The organism is Roseospira navarrensis (assembly GCF_009601025.1).
In the GTDB taxonomy this organism is placed as follows: domain Bacteria; phylum Pseudomonadota; class Alphaproteobacteria; order Rhodospirillales; family Rhodospirillaceae; genus Rhodospira; species Rhodospira navarrensis.
In genome coordinates this window covers 1-20410 of record NZ_WIVE01000067.1, presented here as the reverse complement: position 1 = coordinate 20410, position 20410 = coordinate 1, and the positions used below count along the sequence as shown (strand labels likewise).

The 20410-nt window shown below is 70.3% G+C and carries 21 protein-coding genes and 2 tRNA genes; 12 read left to right on the top strand and 11 right to left on the bottom strand.

Annotated features, from left to right (window positions below; all coding sequences use genetic code 11):
- Positions 1 to 370: 370 nt before the first annotated feature.
- The 7 genes from GHC57_RS16125 (at position 371) to GHC57_RS20335 (ending at position 5364) form a co-directional block, all read left to right on the top strand.
- Positions 371 to 1249 (top strand): D-amino-acid transaminase, encoded by an 879-nt coding sequence (locus GHC57_RS16125; protein ID WP_153346112.1) that lies wholly within the window; start codon positions 371 to 373, stop codon positions 1247 to 1249.
- Positions 1246 to 1968, top strand: a complete 723-nt coding sequence (locus GHC57_RS16120) for an HAD family hydrolase (protein WP_153346110.1) — start codon at positions 1246 to 1248, stop codon at positions 1966 to 1968. The genes GHC57_RS16125 and GHC57_RS16120 overlap by 4 nt, the downstream gene beginning before the upstream one ends.
- Positions 1969 to 2183: 215 nt before the next feature.
- Positions 2184 to 2438, top strand: a complete 255-nt coding sequence (gene hfq / locus GHC57_RS16115; RefSeq protein ID WP_153346108.1) for an RNA chaperone Hfq — start codon at positions 2184 to 2186, stop codon at positions 2436 to 2438.
- A 3-nt stretch (positions 2439 to 2441) separates the two neighbouring features.
- Entirely contained in the window at positions 2442 to 3824 is a 1383-nt protein-coding gene (hflX, locus tag GHC57_RS16110; RefSeq protein ID WP_170294923.1) for a GTPase HflX, read from the top strand.
- A gap of 67 nt (positions 3825 to 3891) precedes the next feature.
- Positions 3892 to 4161: a hypothetical protein gene (locus tag GHC57_RS16105; protein WP_153346106.1), complete on the top strand. Its 270-nt coding sequence runs from the start codon at positions 3892 to 3894 to the stop codon at positions 4159 to 4161.
- 15 nt (positions 4162 to 4176) lie between these two features.
- Positions 4177 to 4986, top strand: coding sequence for an inositol monophosphatase family protein (locus GHC57_RS16100; RefSeq protein WP_153346104.1), 810 nt, complete (start codon positions 4177 to 4179; stop codon positions 4984 to 4986).
- Between the two features lie 12 nt (positions 4987 to 4998).
- Positions 4999 to 5364, top strand: a complete 366-nt coding sequence (locus GHC57_RS20335; RefSeq protein ID WP_153346102.1) for a hypothetical protein — start codon at positions 4999 to 5001, stop codon at positions 5362 to 5364.
- 132 nt (positions 5365 to 5496) lie between these two features.
- On the opposite strand, the gene GHC57_RS16090 is transcribed toward GHC57_RS20335, so the two are convergent.
- The 6 genes from GHC57_RS16090 to GHC57_RS16065 form a co-directional block, all read right to left on the bottom strand.
- Positions 5497 to 6255, bottom strand: coding sequence for a phosphoadenylyl-sulfate reductase (locus tag GHC57_RS16090; RefSeq protein ID WP_425500690.1), 759 nt, complete (start codon positions 6253 to 6255; stop codon positions 5497 to 5499).
- Complete coding sequence (locus tag GHC57_RS16085; RefSeq protein ID WP_153346100.1) at positions 6252 to 6788, bottom strand: DUF934 domain-containing protein; 537 nt, start codon at positions 6786 to 6788, stop codon at positions 6252 to 6254. Before GHC57_RS16085 ends, GHC57_RS16090 begins: the two co-directional genes overlap by 4 nt.
- Complete coding sequence (locus GHC57_RS16080; RefSeq protein WP_153346098.1) at positions 6775 to 8436, bottom strand: nitrite/sulfite reductase; 1662 nt, start codon at positions 8434 to 8436, stop codon at positions 6775 to 6777. Before GHC57_RS16080 ends, GHC57_RS16085 begins: the two co-directional genes overlap by 14 nt.
- 20 nt (positions 8437 to 8456) lie before the next feature.
- Entirely contained in the window at positions 8457 to 8792 is a 336-nt protein-coding gene (locus tag GHC57_RS16075; protein ID WP_153346096.1) for a DUF2849 domain-containing protein, read from the bottom strand.
- A 3-nt stretch (positions 8793 to 8795) separates the two neighbouring features.
- On the bottom strand, positions 8796 to 10256 hold the full coding sequence (cysG, locus tag GHC57_RS16070) for a siroheme synthase CysG (RefSeq protein WP_153346094.1): 1461 nt from the start codon (positions 10254 to 10256) through the stop codon (positions 8796 to 8798).
- 191 nt (positions 10257 to 10447) lie between these two features.
- Positions 10448 to 11500, bottom strand: a complete 1053-nt coding sequence (locus GHC57_RS16065; protein ID WP_153346092.1) for a transporter substrate-binding domain-containing protein — start codon at positions 11498 to 11500, stop codon at positions 10448 to 10450.
- Between the two features lie 329 nt (positions 11501 to 11829).
- Between GHC57_RS16065 and GHC57_RS16060 the strand changes: the two genes are divergently transcribed.
- On the top strand, positions 11830 to 12099 hold the full coding sequence (locus GHC57_RS16060) for a hypothetical protein (protein ID WP_153346090.1): 270 nt from the start codon (positions 11830 to 11832) through the stop codon (positions 12097 to 12099).
- 107 nt (positions 12100 to 12206) lie between these two features.
- Positions 12207 to 12764 carry a GNAT family N-acetyltransferase gene (locus GHC57_RS16055; RefSeq protein WP_153346088.1) on the top strand — a complete coding sequence of 186 codons (558 nt, stop codon included), beginning with the start codon at positions 12207 to 12209 and terminating at the stop codon, positions 12762 to 12764.
- Between the two features lie 228 nt (positions 12765 to 12992).
- Here GHC57_RS16055 and GHC57_RS16050 read toward each other — a convergent pair whose 3' ends face one another.
- From GHC57_RS16050 to GHC57_RS16030, 5 genes are all read right to left on the bottom strand, one after another.
- A complete protein-coding gene (locus GHC57_RS16050) occupies positions 12993 to 13775 on the bottom strand; it encodes a hypothetical protein (protein ID WP_153346086.1) in 783 nt (260 codons plus the stop codon).
- A 13-nt stretch (positions 13776 to 13788) separates the two neighbouring features.
- Complete coding sequence (locus GHC57_RS16045) at positions 13789 to 14328, bottom strand: gamma carbonic anhydrase family protein (RefSeq protein WP_153346085.1); 540 nt, start codon at positions 14326 to 14328, stop codon at positions 13789 to 13791.
- Positions 14329 to 14492: 164 nt separating this feature from the next.
- A complete protein-coding gene (gene guaB / locus GHC57_RS16040) occupies positions 14493 to 15956 on the bottom strand; it encodes an IMP dehydrogenase (protein WP_153346083.1) in 1464 nt (487 codons plus the stop codon).
- A 187-nt stretch (positions 15957 to 16143) separates the two neighbouring features.
- Complete coding sequence (locus tag GHC57_RS16035; RefSeq protein WP_153346082.1) at positions 16144 to 16932, bottom strand: RlmE family RNA methyltransferase; 789 nt, start codon at positions 16930 to 16932, stop codon at positions 16144 to 16146.
- The gene (locus tag GHC57_RS16030) at positions 16929 to 18131 is read right to left on the bottom strand and encodes a Ppx/GppA phosphatase family protein (RefSeq protein WP_343031195.1); all 1203 of its coding nucleotides are present in this window, start codon (positions 18129 to 18131) and stop codon (positions 16929 to 16931) included. The genes GHC57_RS16035 and GHC57_RS16030 overlap by 4 nt, the downstream gene beginning before the upstream one ends.
- A gap of 275 nt (positions 18132 to 18406) precedes the next feature.
- Here GHC57_RS16030 and GHC57_RS16025 point away from each other — a divergent pair.
- From GHC57_RS16025 to GHC57_RS16015, 3 genes are all read left to right on the top strand, one after another.
- A tRNA-Arg gene (locus GHC57_RS16025) sits at positions 18407 to 18483 on the top strand.
- 232 nt (positions 18484 to 18715) lie between these two features.
- Positions 18716 to 18779 (top strand) — tRNA-Ser (locus GHC57_RS16020).
- Positions 18780 to 18965: 186 nt separating this feature from the next.
- A complete protein-coding gene (locus tag GHC57_RS16015) occupies positions 18966 to 20267 on the top strand; it encodes a TROVE domain-containing protein (protein ID WP_211369223.1) in 1302 nt (433 codons plus the stop codon).
- Positions 20268 to 20410: the final 143 nt, after the last annotated feature.

Sequence of the window (20410 nt, the reverse complement as noted above, 5' to 3'; positions counted from 1 at the left end):
CCGGATCGCGGATCACGATGACAACGGGCAAAGACCCCATCCTGAGACGATCACACGATCCGGTGCGGGGCCCCGGGTGGCCACCCGGGGCCCCGCAACCCGGCATCTCCACAATGCCACAAATCAAACAGACAATCCTGAGCCGCCATCGGCGGCGAAGGATCTCGTGATGGGGCACGAACCATGACACCCCAGTTATCTGTATTCGGAGCCCTGCGTGGCCGGCCCTCTCCCCCGAACCGCGCGGGTCGCGCGCCGCGCGCACCGGGAATGCGCGGCGGGGGGATTCCCTTCGGCGGCGTTCTGCGGTAGATCGGGGGTCCTTCCTGTCGCCGCCCGACCCCATCCCGTAGATCGCCCCGGAGGCTCCATGTCTCGCGTTGCCTATGTCAACGGCCGCTACCTGCCGCATGCCGATGCCGGCGTCCATATCGAGGACCGGGGGTTCCAGTTCTCGGACGGCGTCTATGAAGTCGTCGCCATCGCCGACGGCCGTCCCGTGGATCTGACCGGCCACATTGTGCGGCTGGCCCGCTCGCTGCGGGAACTGCGGATCGCCATGCCCATGCCCGAGCGCGCCTTGCGTCTGGTCATGCGCGAGGTGGTGCGGCGCAACGCCGTGTCCAACGGGATCCTCTACATCCAGGTGAATCGCGGGGTGCATCGCCGCGACCACCCGTTCCCGCCGGCCCATGTGGCCCCGTCGCTCATCATGACCGCGCGGCCGACGCCCGGGGTGTCGGCCCGCGTGATGGAGGAGGGGACGGCCGTCGTCACCGTGCCCGACCGCCGCTGGGCCCGGCGCGACATCAAGTCGGTGTCGCTGCTGCCGAACGTGCTGGCCAAGCAGGCCGCGCGCGAGGCCGGCGCGTGGGAGGCCTGGCAGGTGGACGGCGACGGCTTCGTGACCGAGGGATCCTCGACCAACGCCTGGATCGTCACCCCGGACGGCACGCTGGTGACCCGCCCCACCGGCGACGACATCCTGGCCGGGATCACCCGCGCCGCGCTGATCGATCTCGCCCGCAGGGAGGGGATCCCGGTGGAGGAACGCGCCTTCACCGTGGAGGAGGCCAAGCGCGCCCGCGAGGCGTTCAACTCCAGCACCACCCTGCCGACGGTGCCGGTGGTCCGCATCGACGACACGCCGGTGGCCAACGGCGCGCCGGGCAGCGTGACGGTGCGGCTGCATGACCTGTACGAGGCCCATACCGTCGGCGCCGGCGCCGAGGACTGGCTGGCGGCATGACCGGATCCACCTCGTCTCTCACGGTCGCGGTGCCCGGGCCGCCGGGGGCGCTGCCCACGCCCCGGGTGGTGCTGTTCGACTGGGACAACACGCTGGTCGATACCTGGCCGACCATCCATCAGGTGGTGAACCTCCTGATGGAGCACATGGGCCACCCGACCTGGACCTTCGAGGAAACCCGCCGGCGCATCGGCCCGTCCATGCGCGACGTGTTCCCCACCATGTTCGGGGATCGGTGGCAGGAAGCGCGCGACGTCTTCCTGGGCGCTTTCCGCGAGGTTCATCTGGAGCAGCTCGCCGTGCTGGAGGGCATGGAGGCGATGTTGCGCGGCCTGCGCGCCCGCGGGCTGCCGATGGCGCTGGTCAGCAACAAGACCGGGGCGCTGCTGCGGCGCGAGGTTGCGCACCTGGGCTGGGACGACCTGTTCTTCGCCGCCGTGGGGGCCGGGGACGCCGCCCGCGACAAGCCCGCGCCGGAGGCGGTGGATCTGGCGCTGTCGCAGGCGCCCGGCGGGCCGGTCGCGTCCGGGCCGGATGTCTGGTTCGTGGGCGACAGCCCGACGGACATGACCTGCGCCCATGCCTGCGGTTGCACGCCGGTGCTGCTGCGGGCGTGGCCGCCCGACGGGACCGAGTTCGGAACGGATTCGCCCCTTGTGCATCTTGCGAGCGGCGACCACTTCTTGACGGAGGTGGAACGCCTCCTGGACCGCGGGTAACGGTCCTGGCATTTGGCGGAGCGCCCCATGGATCCCCCATTCGTCCCCAGGGGTCTGGGGCACCGGAGGGGGCGCCTGCAACCGCCATGCGTCGTCAAGGCCCCGGGCACTGACCCTCTGTTTCGGCACGCAGTGATTCGGGACCCCTCTGGCCTACGAAATCCGGCAACAAACACAAACAACCCCAAGAGCAAGAACGGAAAAGGAGCCCTTGCATGCCCCAGGAGAAGCCTCAGAACGTCCAGGACGTGTTCCTGAACCACATCCGCAAGCAGAAAACCGCCGTAACCGTGTTCCTGGTCAACGGCGTCAAGTTGCAGGGCATCGTGACGTGGTTCGACAACTTCTCCCTGTTGCTGCGGCGCGACGGGCACACGCAACTCGTCTACAAGCACGCGATCTCCACCATCATGCCCAGCACCCAGATTCAGCTGTTCGACGCCAAGGCCGAAGAAGGAGCCGAAGCCTGACCCGTGGCAACCAAGCCCTTTGAATACGAGGGGCCACCGGCCCCCACGCGCGCGCTGGTCGTGCATCCGCTGTTGCGGGGCCCGGCCGGCGCGGCACAGACCCGCGACCCCGAGGTGCGCCTGGGTGAGGCCGTCGGCCTTGCCCGGGCGATTCACCTTGATGTGGTCATGGCCGAGGTCGTTCCCGTGACCAAGCCACGCCCCGGCACCCTGCTGGGCGGTGGCGCGGTCGAGCGCCTGGGCACGGTCATCGCCGAGGACCAGATCGGCGTCGTGATCGTGGACAACCACCTGTCCCCCGTGCAGCAGCGCAACCTGGAGCGGGCGTGGTCCTGCAAGGTGATCGACCGCACCGGGCTGATCCTGGAAATCTTCGGCGAGCGGGCGCGCACGCGGGAAGGCCAGCTTCAGGTCGAACTGGCGCATTTGTCGTACCAGCGCAGCCGTCTGGTGCGAAGCTGGACCCACCTGGAGCGCCAGCGCGGCGGCCTGGGCTTCATCGGCGGCCCCGGCGAAACCCAGATCGAGATCGACCGCCGCTTGATCGGCGAGCGCATCGCGCACCTGCGCAAGCAGCTCGACGAGGTGGCGCGCACCCGCGAACTGCACCGCGCGGCGCGGCGGCGGGTGCCGTATCCCATTGTCGCGCTGGTGGGCTACACCAACGCCGGCAAGTCCACCCTGTTCAACCAGGCGACCCGGGCGGACGTGATGTCCAAGGACATGCTGTTCGCGACCCTGGACCCCACCATGCGGGGGCTGAGCCTGCCATCCGGCCGAACCGTGATCCTGTCCGACACGGTGGGCTTCGTCTCCGACCTGCCGCACGAACTGGTCGCGGCCTTCCGCGCCACCCTGGAGGAGGTGCTTGAGGCCGACGTCATCGTGCATGTGCGGGACATGGCCTCGCCCGACTGCGAGCCTCAGAAGGCGGACGTCGAGGCCGTGCTGCGGGACCTGGGCGTTGGCGAGAAGGTGGACGCGGGCCTGATCGAGGCCCTGAACAAGATCGACCGCCTGGACCCAGAGGCGCGGCGGGACCTGATGGCCTCCATCCGCGTGCCCGAGCGTCAGGTGGCCGTCTCGGCCGTTTCGGGCGAAGGCGTGGACACCCTCGCCCGGGCCATCGACCACGCGCTGGCGGCGGGCCGGGTCGAACTGTCCGTGCACCTGGACGCGGCCGACGGGGCCACCCTGGCCTGGGTTTACCGCCGCGGCGAGGTGCTCGACCGGGCCGACGGCGATGCCGGAGTCGATGTGCGCGTGCGCCTGGATCCGCCCGATGCCGAGCGGCTGCGCCACCGGCTGGGATTGCCCGCGCCCTTCGACGAGGACGGCCGTCCGGTCACCGTGTCGGATGCCGACAGGGCCGCGATCACCGGCTAGACCTTGGCATGGCGGCAATCTACTAGTAGATTGACCGCTCCCACCCCGCCGGAAGGGATGGCAGCCCATGGCCACGCCTCAGTCGCAGCGCCGCTGGCGCAGCAAGAACCATCTGGTCAAGCGCCAGCTCAACGTTATGGCGCGGGGGCTCGTCCATGAGTACCTTGAGGACATCGCCGCCGCGCACGGCCTGCGGGGCAAGGGGGAAGCGGTGGCCTTCGCCGCCTTCACCGTCCGCCTGCTGATGCAGCATGCCGACCACGATCCGGCCGCCGCGCAACGCTTGGCGGATCTCCGCGACAGTTATCACCGCGACCGCGACCTCTACCAGGGCTGACACATCAGGGCTGACATGGCGATCCACGTTCCCATCGACACGGTTGCGACCATCATGCGGGAGGTGGCGGACGCCGAGGTGCTGCCCCGGTTCCGGAACCTGTCCGAGTCCGATATCCGCACCAAGACCTCGGCCCAGGACGTGGTGACGCTGGCCGACCTGGAGGCCGAGACCGCGCTTGCGCGCCGTCTGCCCGATCTGGTGCCGGGCTCCGTGGTGGTGGGGGAGGAAGCCACCTACGCCGATCCCGGCGAACTCGATCGGCTTGCCGAGGACGCGCCGGTCTGGGTGCTCGATCCGGTGGACGGCACGGGCAACTTCAGCAAGGGCCACCCGGCGTTTGCCATGATCGTGGCCCTGGTGCATCGGGGCGAGACCCTGGCCGGCTGGATCCTGGACCCGGTGGGCGGGCATCTGGCGGCGGCGGAACGCGGCGCGGGCAGTCGGCTGGACGGCGTCCCGGTGCGCATCGACACCGAGCCCACACGACTGCGGGAGCTGCGCGGCTGCGCCTTCGGCCCGCGCGGCAAGGCCCTGCGCGGGCGTGTGGGCAAGCTGCTGCATATCGGCAGCGCGGCCCAGGTGTATCTGGAACTGGCCCGCAATCGCTTGCAGTTCGGGGCCTATTCCCGCCTGATGCCGTGGGACCATGCGGCCGGCATCCTGATCCACGCCGAGGGCGGCGGTCACCACGGCCTGCTGGACGGACGCCCCTATGCGCCGACCCTGCGCGCGGGCGACCTGCTGCTTGCGCCCAATCGGGACCTGTGGGCGGAGATGGCGGACCTTCTGAAAGGCACCGGGGTTGCCGGCACGCTGAGCTAGGAGACGGCGGGGATGCTGGGACTGTTCGGGCTGTTCGGCCGGTCGAAGGAGATTCAGGCCCTGGATTTCGCGATCCGCGCCGAGGGGCTTCACCCGCGCCTTGTGCCGGACGCGGTCAAGATGACGGTGGTCCGGCTGGTCCGGGACGCGGGCCTGGACGATGTGACGCCAGCGGCGCCCCTGTTGGTCCATTGCATCGTCGGCCCGGACGAGCACGCCGCGTCGGTCGGACCGGACGGCGCGGCGGCGGTGACCGAGCGTATCACGGTCGCGACGGAAGCCGGCGACAGCCTGGATGCGCGCCTCGTGCTGTTGTGCATGACGGCCGCAATCATCCATCCCGACGTGGTGGAGGACCACGGCCTGAACCGGGGCTGAGGCGGGTCCCGATCAGGACTCGCAGGGACACAGGACGCGCGCCAAGTCTCGATGTCCTCGTCCGCCAGGGCGGCAGGTCCGAGCGGGATGCGGATGCAAGCGTGTCTGCGCCGGCGGGGCCAACGGGGCTCGCTACCCGCAACCGCCCGCCGCCGCGAGGCGGGGCCGATTGTGGATACCGCATTCGGTCTTCGCCTGCCCGCGCCAGCGGCCGGCGCGCGGATTCTCGCCGGGCGCCACCCGATCCGAGCACGGCATGCAGCCGACGGAAGCGAAGCCGTCCGCCTCCAGCGGATGGCGCGGCAGGCCATGGCGGTCGAAATAGGCCGTGATGTCGGTGCGCGACCAGCCCGCCAGCGGATTCAGCTTCACCCGGCCGTCCACGTACTCCGCCAGCGGCAGGGCGGCCCGGTCGCCGCCGTGATGACGCTTGCGGCCGTTGATCCAGGCGGAAAAGCCCGACAGGCCGCGTTCCAGCGGCTCCACCTTGCGCAGGTAGCAGCAGGCGTCCGGATTGCGCGCCCACAGCACGCCGTCCGCATCGGTCTCCGTCAGGGCGGCCGGATCGGGCCGCAACGCGCGCACGTCCCGCAGGCCCAGGCGCTCGACCAGCGTGTCCCGGTACCGCAGCGTCTCGCCGAACAGCTTGCCCGTCTCCAGGAACAGCACCGGCACGGTGGGGTCGATGCGGGCGACCTGATGCAGCAGCACGGCGGATTCCGTCCCGAACGAGGACACCACGGCGATGCCGCCGGGGAACCAGTCCCGGACGGCCCGCGCCAGCAGCGCGGGCGCGGTGAGGTCCTGGCTTGCGGCCAGGGCGTCGCGCATGGGGCCGGGGGGCGGCTCCGGGCGGCGGCCCGGATAGGTGAGGATCTCGCCCGGGCTCATGCCGCCACCTCCCGGCCGGGGGCCGTGTGTCGCCGCAGGACGTCGATGGGTGTGCGCCCGTCGGCGGCGGGCTGATAGACGCTCCGGACCTCGTCCAAGGCCGAGCGCCATGCCGCCTCGGCCGCGCTCTCGGGCAGGTCCACCTCGACGGCGTCGATGCCGCACCGGGCCATGAAGAAGAACTGGTCGCGCAGCACGTCGCCGGTGGCGCGCAGGCTGCCCCGGTAGCCGTGCGTTTCGCGCAACTGCCGGGCCTGGGTGTAGGCGCGGCCGTCCTTGAACGCGGGGAAGGTCAGCACGATCAGGCCGAGGCGGTTCGTGTCGCCGTCCAGCAGCCCGACAAGGTCCGCCACGGCGGCGGCGTTGGGCAGGCGCACGCCCAGATCTCCGGGGCGGGCCAGCAAGGCGTCTCGCTCGGCCGTCAGGCGGGCCAGGGACACCGTGACGGGCGCGGCCTCGTCCGGCGGCGCATCGGTGTCGGACAGATGGGTCCAGCGGTCCCGGACCCGGCGGCCGGTCTCAAGCAGCGGCATGGAGGGTCTCCTTGAACGGGGCGGTGCCGGTGCGGGCCACGGTGTCGATGAACCGTTCGCCCGGGTGACGGATGGCCAGGTAGGTGTCCACGAAGCCGGCGATCAGCTCCACGGCGCGGTCGGCGGGCACGGCCGGGCCGACCACCTTGCCGAGCGTCGCGTTGTCGTCGGAGCGACCGCCCAGGGTGATCTGATAGAGTTCCTTGCCCTTCTGATCGACACCCAGGATGCCGATGTGCCCGACGTGGTGGTGGGCGCAGGCGTTGATGCAGCCCGAGATGTTGATATGCAGTTCGCCGATGTCCTGCGCCCGCGCCATGTCGGCGAAGCGTTCGGACAGGGCCTGCGCCAGCGGAATGGATCGCGCGTTGGCGAGCGAGCAGTAGTCCAGACCGGGGCAGGCGATGATGTCGCTGACCAGGCCCACGTTGGGGCTGGCCAGGTCGGCCGCATCCAGGGCGCGCCACAGCGCCGGCAGGTCGTCCAGCCGCACATGGGGCAGGACCAGGTTCTGATCCTTGGTCACGCGGACCTCGCCCAGGCTGTAGCGGTCGGCGAGGTCGGCGATCCGCTCCATCTGGCTGGCGGTGGCGTCGCCCGGGATCTGCCCCGGGGCCTTCAGCGACACGTTGACGATGCCGTAGCCGGGCACCCGGTGGGGCGCGACGTTGGCCCGGATCCAGCGGGCGAGGGCGGGGTCGGCGGCCTCGTCCAGGCGCAGGGTGGAGACGCTGCCGGTCAGGCCCTCGTCGTAGGGGGGCAGGGCGAACCGGGCGCGGATGGCGGCGTAGGTTTCCGCCGGCACGGTCAGGGGGCCGTCCTTCAGCGCCTGCCACTCGGCCTCCACCTGATCGCGGAAGGCGTCGATGCCCAGCGCGTCCACCAGGATCTTGATGCGCGCCTTGTAGATGTTGTCGCGTCGGCCGTGCGCGTTGTAGACGCGCATGATGGCTTCCAGGTAGCTCAGCAGGTGATCCTTGGGCAGGAACCGGCGGATGGTCTTGCCGATCACCGGGGTGCGGCCCAGACCGCCGCCCACGATCACCTCGTACCCGGCCTCGCCCGAGTCCGGATCGCGGTGCATGCGCAGCCCGATGTCATGCACCTTCACCGCCGCCCGGTCGTTGGGCGCGCCGGTGATGGCGATCTTGAACTTGCGCGGCAGGAAGCTGAACTCGGGGTGCAGCGTGGACCACTGGCGCAGGATCTCGGCGGTGACGCGCGGATCCTCGATCTCGTCCGGGGCCACGCCGGCCCAAGGGTCGGCGGTCACATTGCGGATGCAGTTGCCGCTGGTCTGGATGGCGTGCATTTGCACGCGGGCCATATCGGCAAGAATATCAGGGGCTTCTTCCAGTTTGATCCAGTTGTACTGGATGTTCTGGCGGGTGGTGAAATGGCCGTAGCCCCGATCATAGCGCCGCGCGATGTGCGCCAGAACGCGCATCTGATCGCCCGACAGCGTGCCGTAGGGCACCGCGACCCGCAGCATGTAGGCATGAAGCTGCAGATAGAGGCCGTTCATCAGCCGCAGCGGCTTGAACTGGTCCTCGGTCAGGTCGCCCGAAAGGCGGCGGGCCACCTGGTCGCGGAACTGGTCCACGCGCTGATCGACCAGGGCCTGGTCGTGGGCATCGTACTGGTACATGGCAAGCGGTCCTTTCCGGGTCAGGCCGGCGCGGCGAGGGGCGCGAAGGCCCGGTCCTGGGGCAGGGCGATGCTCGGGCCGACGGCGCGGATGGCTTCGCGCTGCGAAATGGGCGCGATGGCGCCATGGGCATCGATCTGCACTTCGATCACATCCAGGCCGACCACGAGGCAGTCGGCCACATCGGCCGTACAGGCCCGCAGCAGGCCCTCTTCCGCTTCGGTCGAGGCGACCACATGGGCGTCGTCCAGGGCGGGCGACCAGGCGCCCGCGGCGGTGCGGTAGACCACGACGCCGTCGCGCAGGCGGTTGGCGGTCACGACGCGCGGGGCGTCGGGGCGGAGCTTGCGGGCCATGGCTCAGGTCCTTGCGAAGGCAATGGGGGCAGAGGCAATGGAGGCGGCGGCGACGGGGGACGGAGCGGGGGCGGGGGCGCTCGACGGGGTCCGGCTCTTCCAGGCCGGGGCCGCGCGGACCACGTCGCCGATGACGATGAGGACCGGGCCGCCGCCCACCTGCCGCGCGAGCAGTGGAAGGGCGGCCAGCGTGCCGGTCCGGATGGTCTGGTCGGGGCGGGTGCCGTTCTCGATCATGGCCACGGGCCGTCCGGCCGGCACCCCGGCGGCGATCAGGCGGCGCGCCAGGGTGCTCGCCCCCGCCCGGCCCATGTAGACGACCAGCGTCCGGTCGCCGCCGGCCAGGGTGGCCGGATCCACCTCGGCGTCGCCATCCTGCACCTGCCCGGTCAGCAGGGTGACGGCGGAGGCATGGTCGCGGTGCGTCAGGGGGATGCCGGCGGCGGCCGCGCAGCCCAGGGCGGCCGTGATGCCGGGCACCACATGGACGTCGATGCCGGCGGCCTCCAGCGCGGCCACCTCCTCGCCGCCGCGCCCGAACACGAACGGGTCCCCGCCCTTCAGGCGCACCACCCGCTGGCCGTCGGAGGCGGCGGCCACCATGCGGTCATGGATCGCGGCCTGCCCGACGCCGGGTGCGCCCCGGCGCTTGCCGACGGGCACGCGGGTGGCGTCGCGCCGCGCCAGATCGAGCACGCGCGGGTCCACCAGGCTGTCATGAAAGATCACGTCGGCCGCTTGAAGGACCCGCTGCGCCTTCAGGGTCAGCAACTCCGGATCACCCGGCCCGGCGCCCACGAGGTGGACGATCCCCCGCCCGGCCTCGGGCGGAGTCGCCTGATCGGGGCGGTTGATGAGCCCGATCATGCGTTCGGCGGCCCCCGCCTCGTCGCCGGCCAGGACGCGCTCGGCAATGTCGCCCTGGAACACGCGGTCCCACAGCAGGCGGCGAGGCCGGCCGGTGGGCACGGTCGCCTTGACGGCATCGCGGAAGCGGGCGGCGAACGTTGCCAGATCGCCCAGCCGCTCCGGCAGCAGGGCATCAATGCGCGAGCGCACCAGACGGGCGAGAGCAGGGGCCGCGCCGCCGCTGGCGATGCCCACGGTGATCGGGCCGCGCCGCACGACGGCAGGGACGGAGAAATCAGACAGCGCGGGACGGTCCACCGCGTTGACCGGCACGCGGGCGGCCCGCGCCCAGCCGACGAGGCGGCGGGCGTGCGTCTCGTCCTCCACCGCCACGATGGCCACGGCGACGCCGATCAGGTCGCAGGGGGCAGGGGCGCGCGCCGCCAGATGGACGGTGCCGGCCTCGGCCATGGCGGTGAGGTCGGCCGACGCGGTCGGCGCGATGACGGTAACGCGGGCTCCGGCGTCAACCAGGAACCGCGCCTTGGCGGCGGCATTCGCATCGCTGCCGACGACCAGGGCCGGCTGATCGGAAACAGTCAGGGAAACGAGCATGGGCGTCCTCGCGGGTGACCCGGTGGGCCGACCCGCGAACCATTCCACGCTGAAATGACGTCGTCAATGCAATAAAAACACACAAATAACGTGTTGTATAACGAAATAGCAAAACGAATGTGTAAAATATGTGCCAGACCGAGCGGAGGGCGGCCCCAGGCGCCCTCCGGCCGACGGACGGATCCCGACACCTACAGATGCCGCGCCGCCACATCCTGATAGACGCCGGTGCGGCGCAGTTCGATCAGCCCCTTGTTGATCCGCAACAGGTTGATGCGGGTCTGGGGATCGGTCCGCATGCCCACCACATGGAGGGTCTGGACGGTCGCCAGGTCGATCAACTCGCTGACCTGGTCGCCGATGCCCAGACGCCGCACCACCGATTCGGCGGTGTCGGCGTTCAGGGTCACCACGTCCACCTCGCCGGCGGCCAGACGCTCGAAACAGTCGCTCGGGCTGTCGCCGGCGACCCGCACGATGGCCGGGGGTGTGAGGCCCTCCCCCTCCAGATCGAAGGTGAAATAGCCTTCCGGCCGGCACAGGGTCCTGCCTTTCAGCGATTCGTAAGTGGTCAGCGCGGTTTCGGTCCCGGCCGCGCCATAGAAGGTGATGACCACCTCGTGCAGGGGTTCGGAAAAGCGCAGGTTCTCGCAGCGCCACAGCGAGTCCGCGCCCAGGCGATCGAGCTGGCTGCAATCCGGCTTGAACCACGGAAACGCAAGGTCATAGGCGCCATCGGCAAGCAGGGTCTGCAGGTGCGAGCCCCAGTCCTTGATGACGTCGATGCGGTAGTCTGCAGCGTTGCCGGTCTGCAGGGCGCGCTCCACCAGTTCGAAACTGAAGCCACCGTTCGGAAGCCCGGCGTCCACATAGGGCGCGTAATCCGCGCCGGTGACGATCCTGATGTCGTCCGATGTGGCCTCGGCCAGCGGGGGCAGGTTGGCTTCGGGGACGCCTTCACCGCCCAGGCACGGGACCCAGAGGTCGATCCCGGCCTCCAGGCGGCTGGGGCTGCCCAGCGTGCCGGGGTTGTACTGATAGAGGATGTGGTAACCGCTGGCGTGGCCGTAGGCGCGCTCGGCAATGCTGGCGAGGTAGTCGCCCGGCTGCGTGGTGTAGGTCCGGCCGCATTCCAGGGGCGCGGCCGTTGGGTCCGCGTCGGCGGAGCCGTCCTGGGCATGGGCGGCCGTCCAGGGCAGCGCAACCGCCATGGCGGCCGCGCAAAGGATGGTCATCCGGGTCATGGCGGTCTGGTCTCCTCAGGTCGCTGGGGTTTCGCGGTGCCCGCTCCGGGGCCCTGCTGTCCGTCCCCAGCATACGAACAGGCCGGTGGTGCCGGATGACGCGGGCGGACCGGGTTGCGTTCGAACCGGGTCCGGCCCCTCCGGTCCCAGATGTGGCGACCGTGACGGAGTCCCGCAATGCTGCCGGCGGTTTGCACCGGAAACCGCGCGGGCGTGCAAGGTGTCGTCTCGGACGGGCATGCGGTGATCGGGACTTCGAGCCCCGGGCGATTCTTGGCATACTGTCGGGTAGATCGGCGATGGACTGGCGGGGACGGGGGCAACGATCCATGGGTCACGGACCTGACGAGACTCACGCGGCCGTGATGAGCGCCTACATGGCGGTGCAGAACGGGCAGGTGAGCACCGACACGATTCCTTTCGAGGCGGCGGTGATGGTCTACCGGCGCCTCTGTCCCAAGGTCCCGGAGAGTCAGGCCCGCGATCGCGTGGCCGAGATCGTCGCGGAGGGCGTGTCTCGCGCCGCGCTCCGGTGGAGCGACGACGCCGAGGGGCCGGGGCCCCGTCCCGGGCCCGGGCCGTCCGATGCCCGAACCTGACCGGCGCGGCGCGGCGCTGCGCTGCCCTCTGGCGGGGATCACCCCGGATGGGGTAAGGGGTGGGGTCCCGATCACACGCCCGTCACACGTCCTTCAATGAGCCCGCAATGCCCGAGTCCAGCCCTGCCGTCCTCGTGGACGCGGATCCGGTCGATGCCCCCGATCTCCAGGCCCTGTATGCCCACCATGTGCGGACCGGCACCGCCACCTTTGAACTGCACCCACCCTCGGTCGAGGACATGGCCGGTCGCATCACCGCCATCGGCGCGGCCGGGCTGCCCTGGCTGCTGGCGCGGGACCCGGCGGACGGCCGCCTGCTCGGCTATGCCTACGCGGGGCCGTTCCGCGCCCGCCCGGCGTACCGCCTGACGGTGGAGGACAGCGTCTATCTGGCGCCCGAAGCCGTGGGACTCGGCATCGGCGCCGCCCTGCTGTCCGCTGTCATCGACCGCTGCGCCGCCCGGGATGTGCGCCAGATGGTCGCGGTCATCACCACCCCGGGGCACGAGGCCTCGGCCGCGCTGCACGCCCGGTTGGGGTTCGAGACCATCGGCGTGCTGCCCGGGGTCGGCCGCAAGTTCGGCCGCTGGTTCGGCACACTCTACATGCAGCGGGCCATTGGTCCGGGTCAGGATGCGGCCCCGGCCGACGAGGCGGGGGCCTGACCGCAGGGCTCCGATCCCGGATGACCGTTCTGTGACACGGATGGGTCAAACCCGCCTCACGAGGTCCTTCGGTCGCCCCCGGCGACGCGTTGCGTCGCCGGGGGCGACCATCGGAACGATGGTCGCGGGGGCTCCCTCAGGATGCCACACTTTTCATAGAGAGTGTCATCCTGAGCGCCCGAAGGGCGCGAAGGATCTCGTGATGGGGCACGCACCATGACACCCCTGTCATCGGGATTCGGAGCCCTGGGCCTGATCCAACAGGCGGTCGAGCACGACGCTCACCATGTCTTCCGTGACCGGGATGCCGTCCGTCGTTCGCCCCACCAGCGAGGCGCACAGGTTCAGCGCCGCCAGGGGTTCGGCGTGCGCGTCCCGCAGGGCGTCCCAGGCCGGACCGCCGCCGGCGGCCAGATCGCGCAGCACGGGCGGGCTGGCCATGCCGATGCTCTCGATCAGGGGGAAGGCGGCGACACCGTGCAGGTGGGACAGCAGCTTCGGCCCGATGAACTGCGGCGGATAGCGGTCGGGGGTCGCCCGCTCCAGCAGGCCGGTGGCGACGTGAATCAGGAACGGCAGCACGGGGTCCCCGGGGCCGAACACGCACACGGCGTTGTGCACGTGGCGGCGGACGCGCGGGGGCCGCGCGGGGCCGGAGTCCTCTGCCACCCAGACTTCGCGACCGAAGGCATGAGTCCCCGGCGCCATCAGGTCCAGGCGGTCCGGTGCGATGACCGCCACGTCCGCGTCGAGCCAGGCCACCCGGTCCCACTGTCCGGTTGCCAGTTCGTCCCGGATCCACAGCAGCCGGGCGAGGTCGGCGCGGACCGCGCCGCGTCCCGCCGTCTTCGCCAGCAGAGACGGCGGCAGCCGCTCGAACAGGCCGTCCGCCTCGAACCGCCAGACATGGCCGTGACCCTCCGCCCAGTCCCGCACGCTGGCCACGCAGCGGCGCATCCAGGCGGGCGCATCGGGGCCGTGGGATTGCAGGACCAGCAGCCGCCCGGTCACGCGCGGGGGCCTGCTACTCGGCGGCGCGCTGGCTGAGCGTTTCCAGGTACTCCCGGCCCAGCGCGGCATAATGCGCGGCCTGCGCCGGCCAGCCGGCGGTGTCCGCCTCGGTCAGATCGCGCTTCGGCTTGGCCGGGCTGCCGGCCCACAACTCTCCCGCCTTGACCCGCTTGCCGGGGGTGACGAGCGCGCCGGCCGCGACCATGGCGCCGCTCTCGATCACGCAACCGTCCATGACCACGGCGCCCATGCCGATGAAGCAGCCGTCCTCCAGCGTGCAGGCGTGGATCAGGGCCTTGTGACCGATGGTGATGTTGTTGCCGATATAGGTGCCGAACTTGCCCTTGGTGACGTGCACCACCGACCCGTCCTGGATGTTGGTGCCCTCACCGATGCGGATCTCGTGCACATCGCCGCGCACCGTGCAGTTGAACCAGATGCTCGATCCGGAGCCGATCACCACGTCGCCGATCACCGACGAGCCGGGCGCCACGAAGGCGTCCGCCGCGATGGTGGGCCAGACGGAACGGTAGGGCAGGATGATGGGGCTCATGACGGGTCTCCCTCGCGGTTCGCGGGACGGCCCGGGCGATCCCGCGCGCCCCGGCCACGGCCTGAACGTGGGGGTGGACCGGCGGACGTGCCAGGGTGCGGCCCGCACCCGCAGGCTTGGATCCAGACGACACCGGCCCGACCGGGCCGGCCACGGGCTTGTCGTTACATCGACTCCCGGTAGTTGGGGGCCTCGCGGGTGATGGCCACGTCATGCACGTGGCTTTCCCGGAAGCCCGACGCGGTGATGCGGCGGAAGCGGGCGTTCTTGTGCATGTCGGGGATGGTGGCGCTGCCGGTGTAGCCCATGGCCGCTTTCAGACCGCCGACGAGCTGGTGCAGGATGGTGCCGGCCGCGCCCTTGTAGGGCACGCGGCCCTCGATGCCTTCCGGGACCAGCTTGAGGTTGTCGGTCACCTCCTGCTGGAAGTATCGGTCCGCCGAACCCCGCGCCATCGCGCCCAGCGAACCCATGCCCCGATAGGCCTTGAAGGTGCGGCCCTGGTACAGGAACACCTCGCCCGGGGCCTCGTCGGTGCCGGCCAGCAGCGAGCCGACCATGCACACGTCGGCGCCGCCCGCGATGGCCTTGGCCAGATCGCCGGAATACTTGATGCCGCCGTCGGCGATCATGGGAACGCCGGCCTCGCGGCAGACCTCCGAAGTTTCCAGGATGGCGGTGAACTGGGGCACACCCACGCCGGCCACGATGCGGGTGGTGCAGATGGAGCCCGGGCCGATGCCCACCTTGACCGCGTCCGCGCCCGCGTCGATCAGCGCCCGGGCGCCATCCGCCGTGGCCACGTTGCCGCCGATCACCTGGGCGTAGTTGGAGACGGCCTTGATGCGCGAGACCGCGTCCATCACGCCGCGCGAGTGCCCGTGGGCGGTGTCCACCACCACCACGTCCACGCCGGCGTCGAGCAGCGCTTCGGCCCGGGCCAGGCCGTCGGCCCCGACGCCGGTGGCGGCGGCGACGCGCAGGCGGCCGCGCTCGTCCTTGGCGGCGTAGGGGAAGGTGATGGCCTTTTCGATATCCTTCACCGTGATGAGCCCCACGCAGCGATAGGCGTCATCCACCACAAGCAGCTTCTCGATCCGGTTGCGGTGGAGCAGGCGCTTCGCTTCGTCCTGGGTCACGCCCTCGGTGACGGTGACGAGGTTTTCGCGGGTCATCAGCGCGCTGACCGGCTCGTCGTGATCGGTGGCGAAGCGCACGTCCCGGTGGGTCAGGATGCCGACCAGACGGCCGCCCTCGCGTTCGACCACGGGGATGCCGGAGATCTTGAACCGCACCATCATCGCGAGGGCATCGGCCAGCGGCTGGTCGGGATGCATGGTCACCGGGTTGACCACCATGCCGGATTCGTAGCGCTTGACCTTGCGCACCTCCTCGGCCTGCTCCTCGATGCTCAGGTTCTTGTGGATCACGCCCAGGCCGCCGGACTGGGCCATGACGATGGCCATGGAACTTTCCGTGACCGTGTCCATGGCCGACGAAATCAGGGGAATGGCCAGGTCGATCGTGCGGGTGACGCGGGTCCGCACGTTGGCGGTGTTGGGAAGCACCTCGGACGCCGCCGGGACGAGGAGGACATCGTCAAAGGTGAGAGCCTCGGGGAAGGACATGGCGGCGGTCTCCTGAATGGGGGCGCAACGCGCCGGGCACGGCGCGGGGCGTGGCGGGATCGAACGGGGGTGGCCCGGATATGCCATGCCTGATCCCGCCCGCCAAGGGGGGCCGGCGCATGGCGCGTGTGCGGCGGAGTCATCTCGGGGCGGGTCCGCGCTCCCGGAGGGCCTGCGGGCCGAGCCTCTACCCCTCGGGCTCGTCCGGGCGGCCCCGGAAGCCCTGGGCGACCACATAGACCTCGGCCGAGTCCTTGCGGCTGGCCGGCGGCTTGGCGTGCTTCACGGTGGCGCAAAGGGCCTTCATCCGCTTCAGGAGCGAATCCTCCGTGCCGCCCTGGAACACCTTGCACACGAAGGCGCCGCCCGGGGCCAGGGTCTGCTCGGCGAAGTCCCAGGCGGCCTCGGCCAGTCCCATGATGCGCAGGTGATCCGTTGTCGCGTGCCCGGTGGTGGGCGCCGCCATGTCGGACAGCACCAGGTCCACCGGCCCGCCGCACTGGCGCTGGATGACCTCCGGCGCGGACGGATCCATGAAGTCCAGGGTCAGGCAGAGCGCGCCCGGCACATCGGTCCAGTCCAGGATGTCGGCGCCGATCACCATGCCCGAGGTGCGGTCGCCGGCGGGCTGACCCGCATTGACCCGGGCGACGGCGACCTGGGTCCAGCCGCCCGGGGCCGCGCCCAGGTCCACCACGCGCAGGCCCGGACGCAGCAGGCCGAAGCGTTCGTCCAGCTCCAGCAGCTTGAAGGCGGCGCGCGAGCGGAAGCCCTGGCGCCGGGCCTCGATCACGTAGGGGTCGTTGAATTGCCGCTGCAGCCAGCGCGTCGACGAGGGCTTGCGGCCCCGCGCGGTCCGCACCCGGGTGTGCAACTTGCGGGCGGAGCCCACGGCCTTGCCCCCGCCTCCTGCGGCGCCGCCGCTCCCGCCCGAGGCGCGTCCCCCCTGCTTGCCGCCGCGTCCTCGTCCGCTCATGCCATCACTCCGGCTGCCCGCATCAGATCAATCAAAACCCCTTCCCGGATGCCCCGGTCGGCGATGCGCAGGCGACCGACGGGCCACATGTCGCAGATGGCCTCCAGGATGGCGCAGCCCGACACGACGAGATCCGCCCGTTCGCCCCCGATGCAGGGGTGGCGGGCGCGCTGCTCGCAGCTCATGCGGCGCAGGCGCCGGCTGACCGCCGCGATCGAGATGAAGTCCACCTCCAGGCCGTCCACGCTGTCGCGGTCGTAGCGCGGCAGGTCGAGCATCACGCCGCCCAGGGTCGTGACCGTGCCCGAGGTTCCCAGCATCTGGATGGGATCGCCCACCGCCAGTCGCTCGGCAATGCCGTGGCGCCGGTCGAACGCGGTCAGGGCCGCGCGCACGTCGGTCTTCACGGCGTCATAGGCTTGGTCGCACAGGTCACCGCCGCGCGATTCCGCCACCGTGACCACGCCCAGGGGCAGGGACTCCATGTCCACGATCCGGGGACCCAGCGGGTGGGCGGGGTGGCCGACCCCGGCGTGGGGAATCACGCCGCCCGCGGCCGGCAGGGCGGCGGCACCGGGATCGCCGGCGGCCACCCACATGAGTTCCGTGCTGCCGCCGCCGATGTCGAAGACAACCGCTCCCAGGCTTCCCGGGCGCAGCAGGGGCGCGCAGCCGGCCAGGGCAAGGCGGGCCTCCTCGTCGGGCGGGATGATTTCCAGGCGCAGGCCGGTCTCGGTCTGGACGCGGTGCAGGAAGGCCGCCGCGTTTGAGGCATGCCGACAGGCGGCCGTGGCCACCATGCGGCTGCCCACGACGCGGTGGCGCGCCATCTTGCGGGCGCACAGGCGCAGGGCGTCAATGGTGCGGTCCATGGCCGCCTCGGACAACTGGCCGGTGTCGTGCAGGCCCTCGCCCAGGCGGGTGATCCGCGAAAAGCTGTCCACGACCCGGAAACCGCCGCGCGGATCCGGACGGGCCGCCAGCATGCGGCAGTTGTTGGTTCCCAGGTCCAGGGCCACGAAGATGGGCCGCGTTCCCACATCCACGCGCGGCGGCGCGGCCGGGGCGGTCGTGGCCGCCGGGGTGACGGTCTCCCCCCGGGTCGCGGTCGCCGGCCCGGCCTGATCGGAATCGAACGAGGGCATGGAGGACGGCGTACCGGACAGGGGAACAGAGGTGTGCAGGGGTTCAAACGGCACGGACACTCTCGTTCCAACGCGGTACGGGCCGGCTCCGGTCCGGCCCAGCTTGCTTGCTCCGATGATGCCGCATGGTAATGCACATCGTCTCGGCTTGGAATCAGGAATGTGAGGCGGGGTGTCGGGCGTGGGGTGTGCGCATCCGACGTGAGGGTGGTCAGCCCGCGCGCAATTTGATAAGCAGGGCCCATGGCACGCTTGGGGCTGATTGCGCGGCCGCGCGCCGCCATCCTTCGCCCTCCGTGATGTCGCATCACCCTCGGACCCGTGACTGCGACCCCGTAGCTCAACCGGATAGAGCGCGCGCCTCCTAAGCGCGAGGTTGCAGGTTCAAGTCCTGCCGGGGTCGCCATCCCGTATCATGCCAAGCCAGTCCGTCCGGACAGGTGCAGAGCCGTGGGCGGTCCGTCTTGTTCCCAAGAGCAGCCGGTACGTCGTGGTCGCCGGGGCGCCCCGGAAAAAGCGCTTGCCACGCCGCGTAGGATGCAGAACTCTGTCACGGTCCGTGACGTAGGGTTTGGCTACTTCGCTTCGACCACAGCGCCATGCCCACTCGATTCCGGATGTCGAGAGTCTTCGCGGGTGACGTAGAGAACGGATACTTCGCCTTCCAAGCGAGAGGTTGCGGGTTCGAGTCCCGTCACGCCTTCGGGTGTGTAGCTCAAGGGTAGAGCGCTGCCGTTCCGTTTTCGCTTGATTCCCCGCACCATCTCTCCGGTCTGAGGGGAGAGTGACATGAAGCTGAACACAGGCTCTCGATCCGGGGAACGGACACACGAGGGAGCGCCCGCGGTTCCGTATCTCGGTGCGGAGCAGCGCCTTCGGCGGTCCGTGATGGCGTGCCTGTTGTGGGAACAGCAGTTCTACGAAGACGGGGCCAGCATCGCGGACCGGATCGGCGAAGCGGCCCGACGGGTGCCCGCGGCGACACTGGCCGCCATCGCGATCGAGGCCCGCACCGTCCACAATCTGCGTCACGTCCCGCTTCTTCTGGTGTCGGTGCTGGCCGAGACGGGCAAGGGAACTCCCATCGTTCAGGACACGGTGGTCCGTGTGGTCCAGCGGGCCGACGAGATCGGCGAACTGCTGGCTGTTCACGCCCATCGGTGCGGGGTTTCACCCAAAGCCGTGAAGCCGGTGCTGACGCATGGCCTGCGCAAGGGCCTGGCCCGGGCGTTCCGATCCTTTGACGAGTACCAGCTTGCGAAGTGGGACCGTGGCGGCGTCATCAAGCTTCGGGACGCGCTGTTCCTGTGCCATGCGAAACCGGCAGACGACGATCAGGCCGCCCTCTGGAAGCGCCTGATTGACGGCGAACTGGCGACACCCGACACCTGGGAAGTCGGCCTCTCGACCGGGGGCGACAAGCGGGAGACGTTCGAGCGCCTGCTGCGGGAGGGCAAGCTGGGGTACCTGGCGCTGCTGCGCAACCTTCGCACCATGACCGAGGTCGGGGTCGATCCCGATGTGCTGTGCGGGGCCATTCTGGCGCGCAAGGGTGCCCAGCGGGTGCTGCCGTTTCGCTATGTCGCGGCCGCACGGGCCTGTCCGCAGCTTGAGCCGGAGATCGACCAGGCGCTTGCCGCGGCGATCGCCGACATGCCGCCGCTGCCGGGCCGGACCATCATGCTCGTGGACGTGAGCGGGTCCATGCGGAGCAAGCTGTCGTCTCGATCGGATCTGACCCGGATGGATGCGGCGGCGGCGCTGGCCAGCATCGTGCGCGGGGATGTGCGGGTGTTCAGTTTCTCGGCGCGCGGGTGTTCCTGGGCGCCGGGCAAGGGCCGGTCTCACGACGGCACGACGCCCGTCCTGGTCGAAGTCCCGCCCCGCCGGGGCATGGCGGGCGTGGACGCCGTGATCGGGTCCCAGGAGCACGGCGGAACCATGCTGGGGCAGGCCATCCGGGAAGCCAATGATCTGCCCCATGACAGGCTGATCGTCATCACGGACGAGCAGTCCCATGATCCCGTGCCGGATCCGGTGGCCGACCGGGCCTACATGATCAACGTTGCCAGCGCCCGGAATGGCGTCGGGTACGGCCGCTGGACCCGGATCGACGGATTCAGCGAAAGCGTTCTGCGGTTCATCGTGGCGCACGAAGAGCGGGACGATCAGACAGGGTCGCCGGGTTGACCCTTGCGCCTTCTGAAGCGGATGAAATTATTTGATCGCGGCGTGCCATAATTATTGGCTCAAATAGCGTTCGCTATGCATTCCCGGATTTGGTATCATGAAGGATACCGAACGCGGGAGGCGGGCATGGATCGGGACACGTT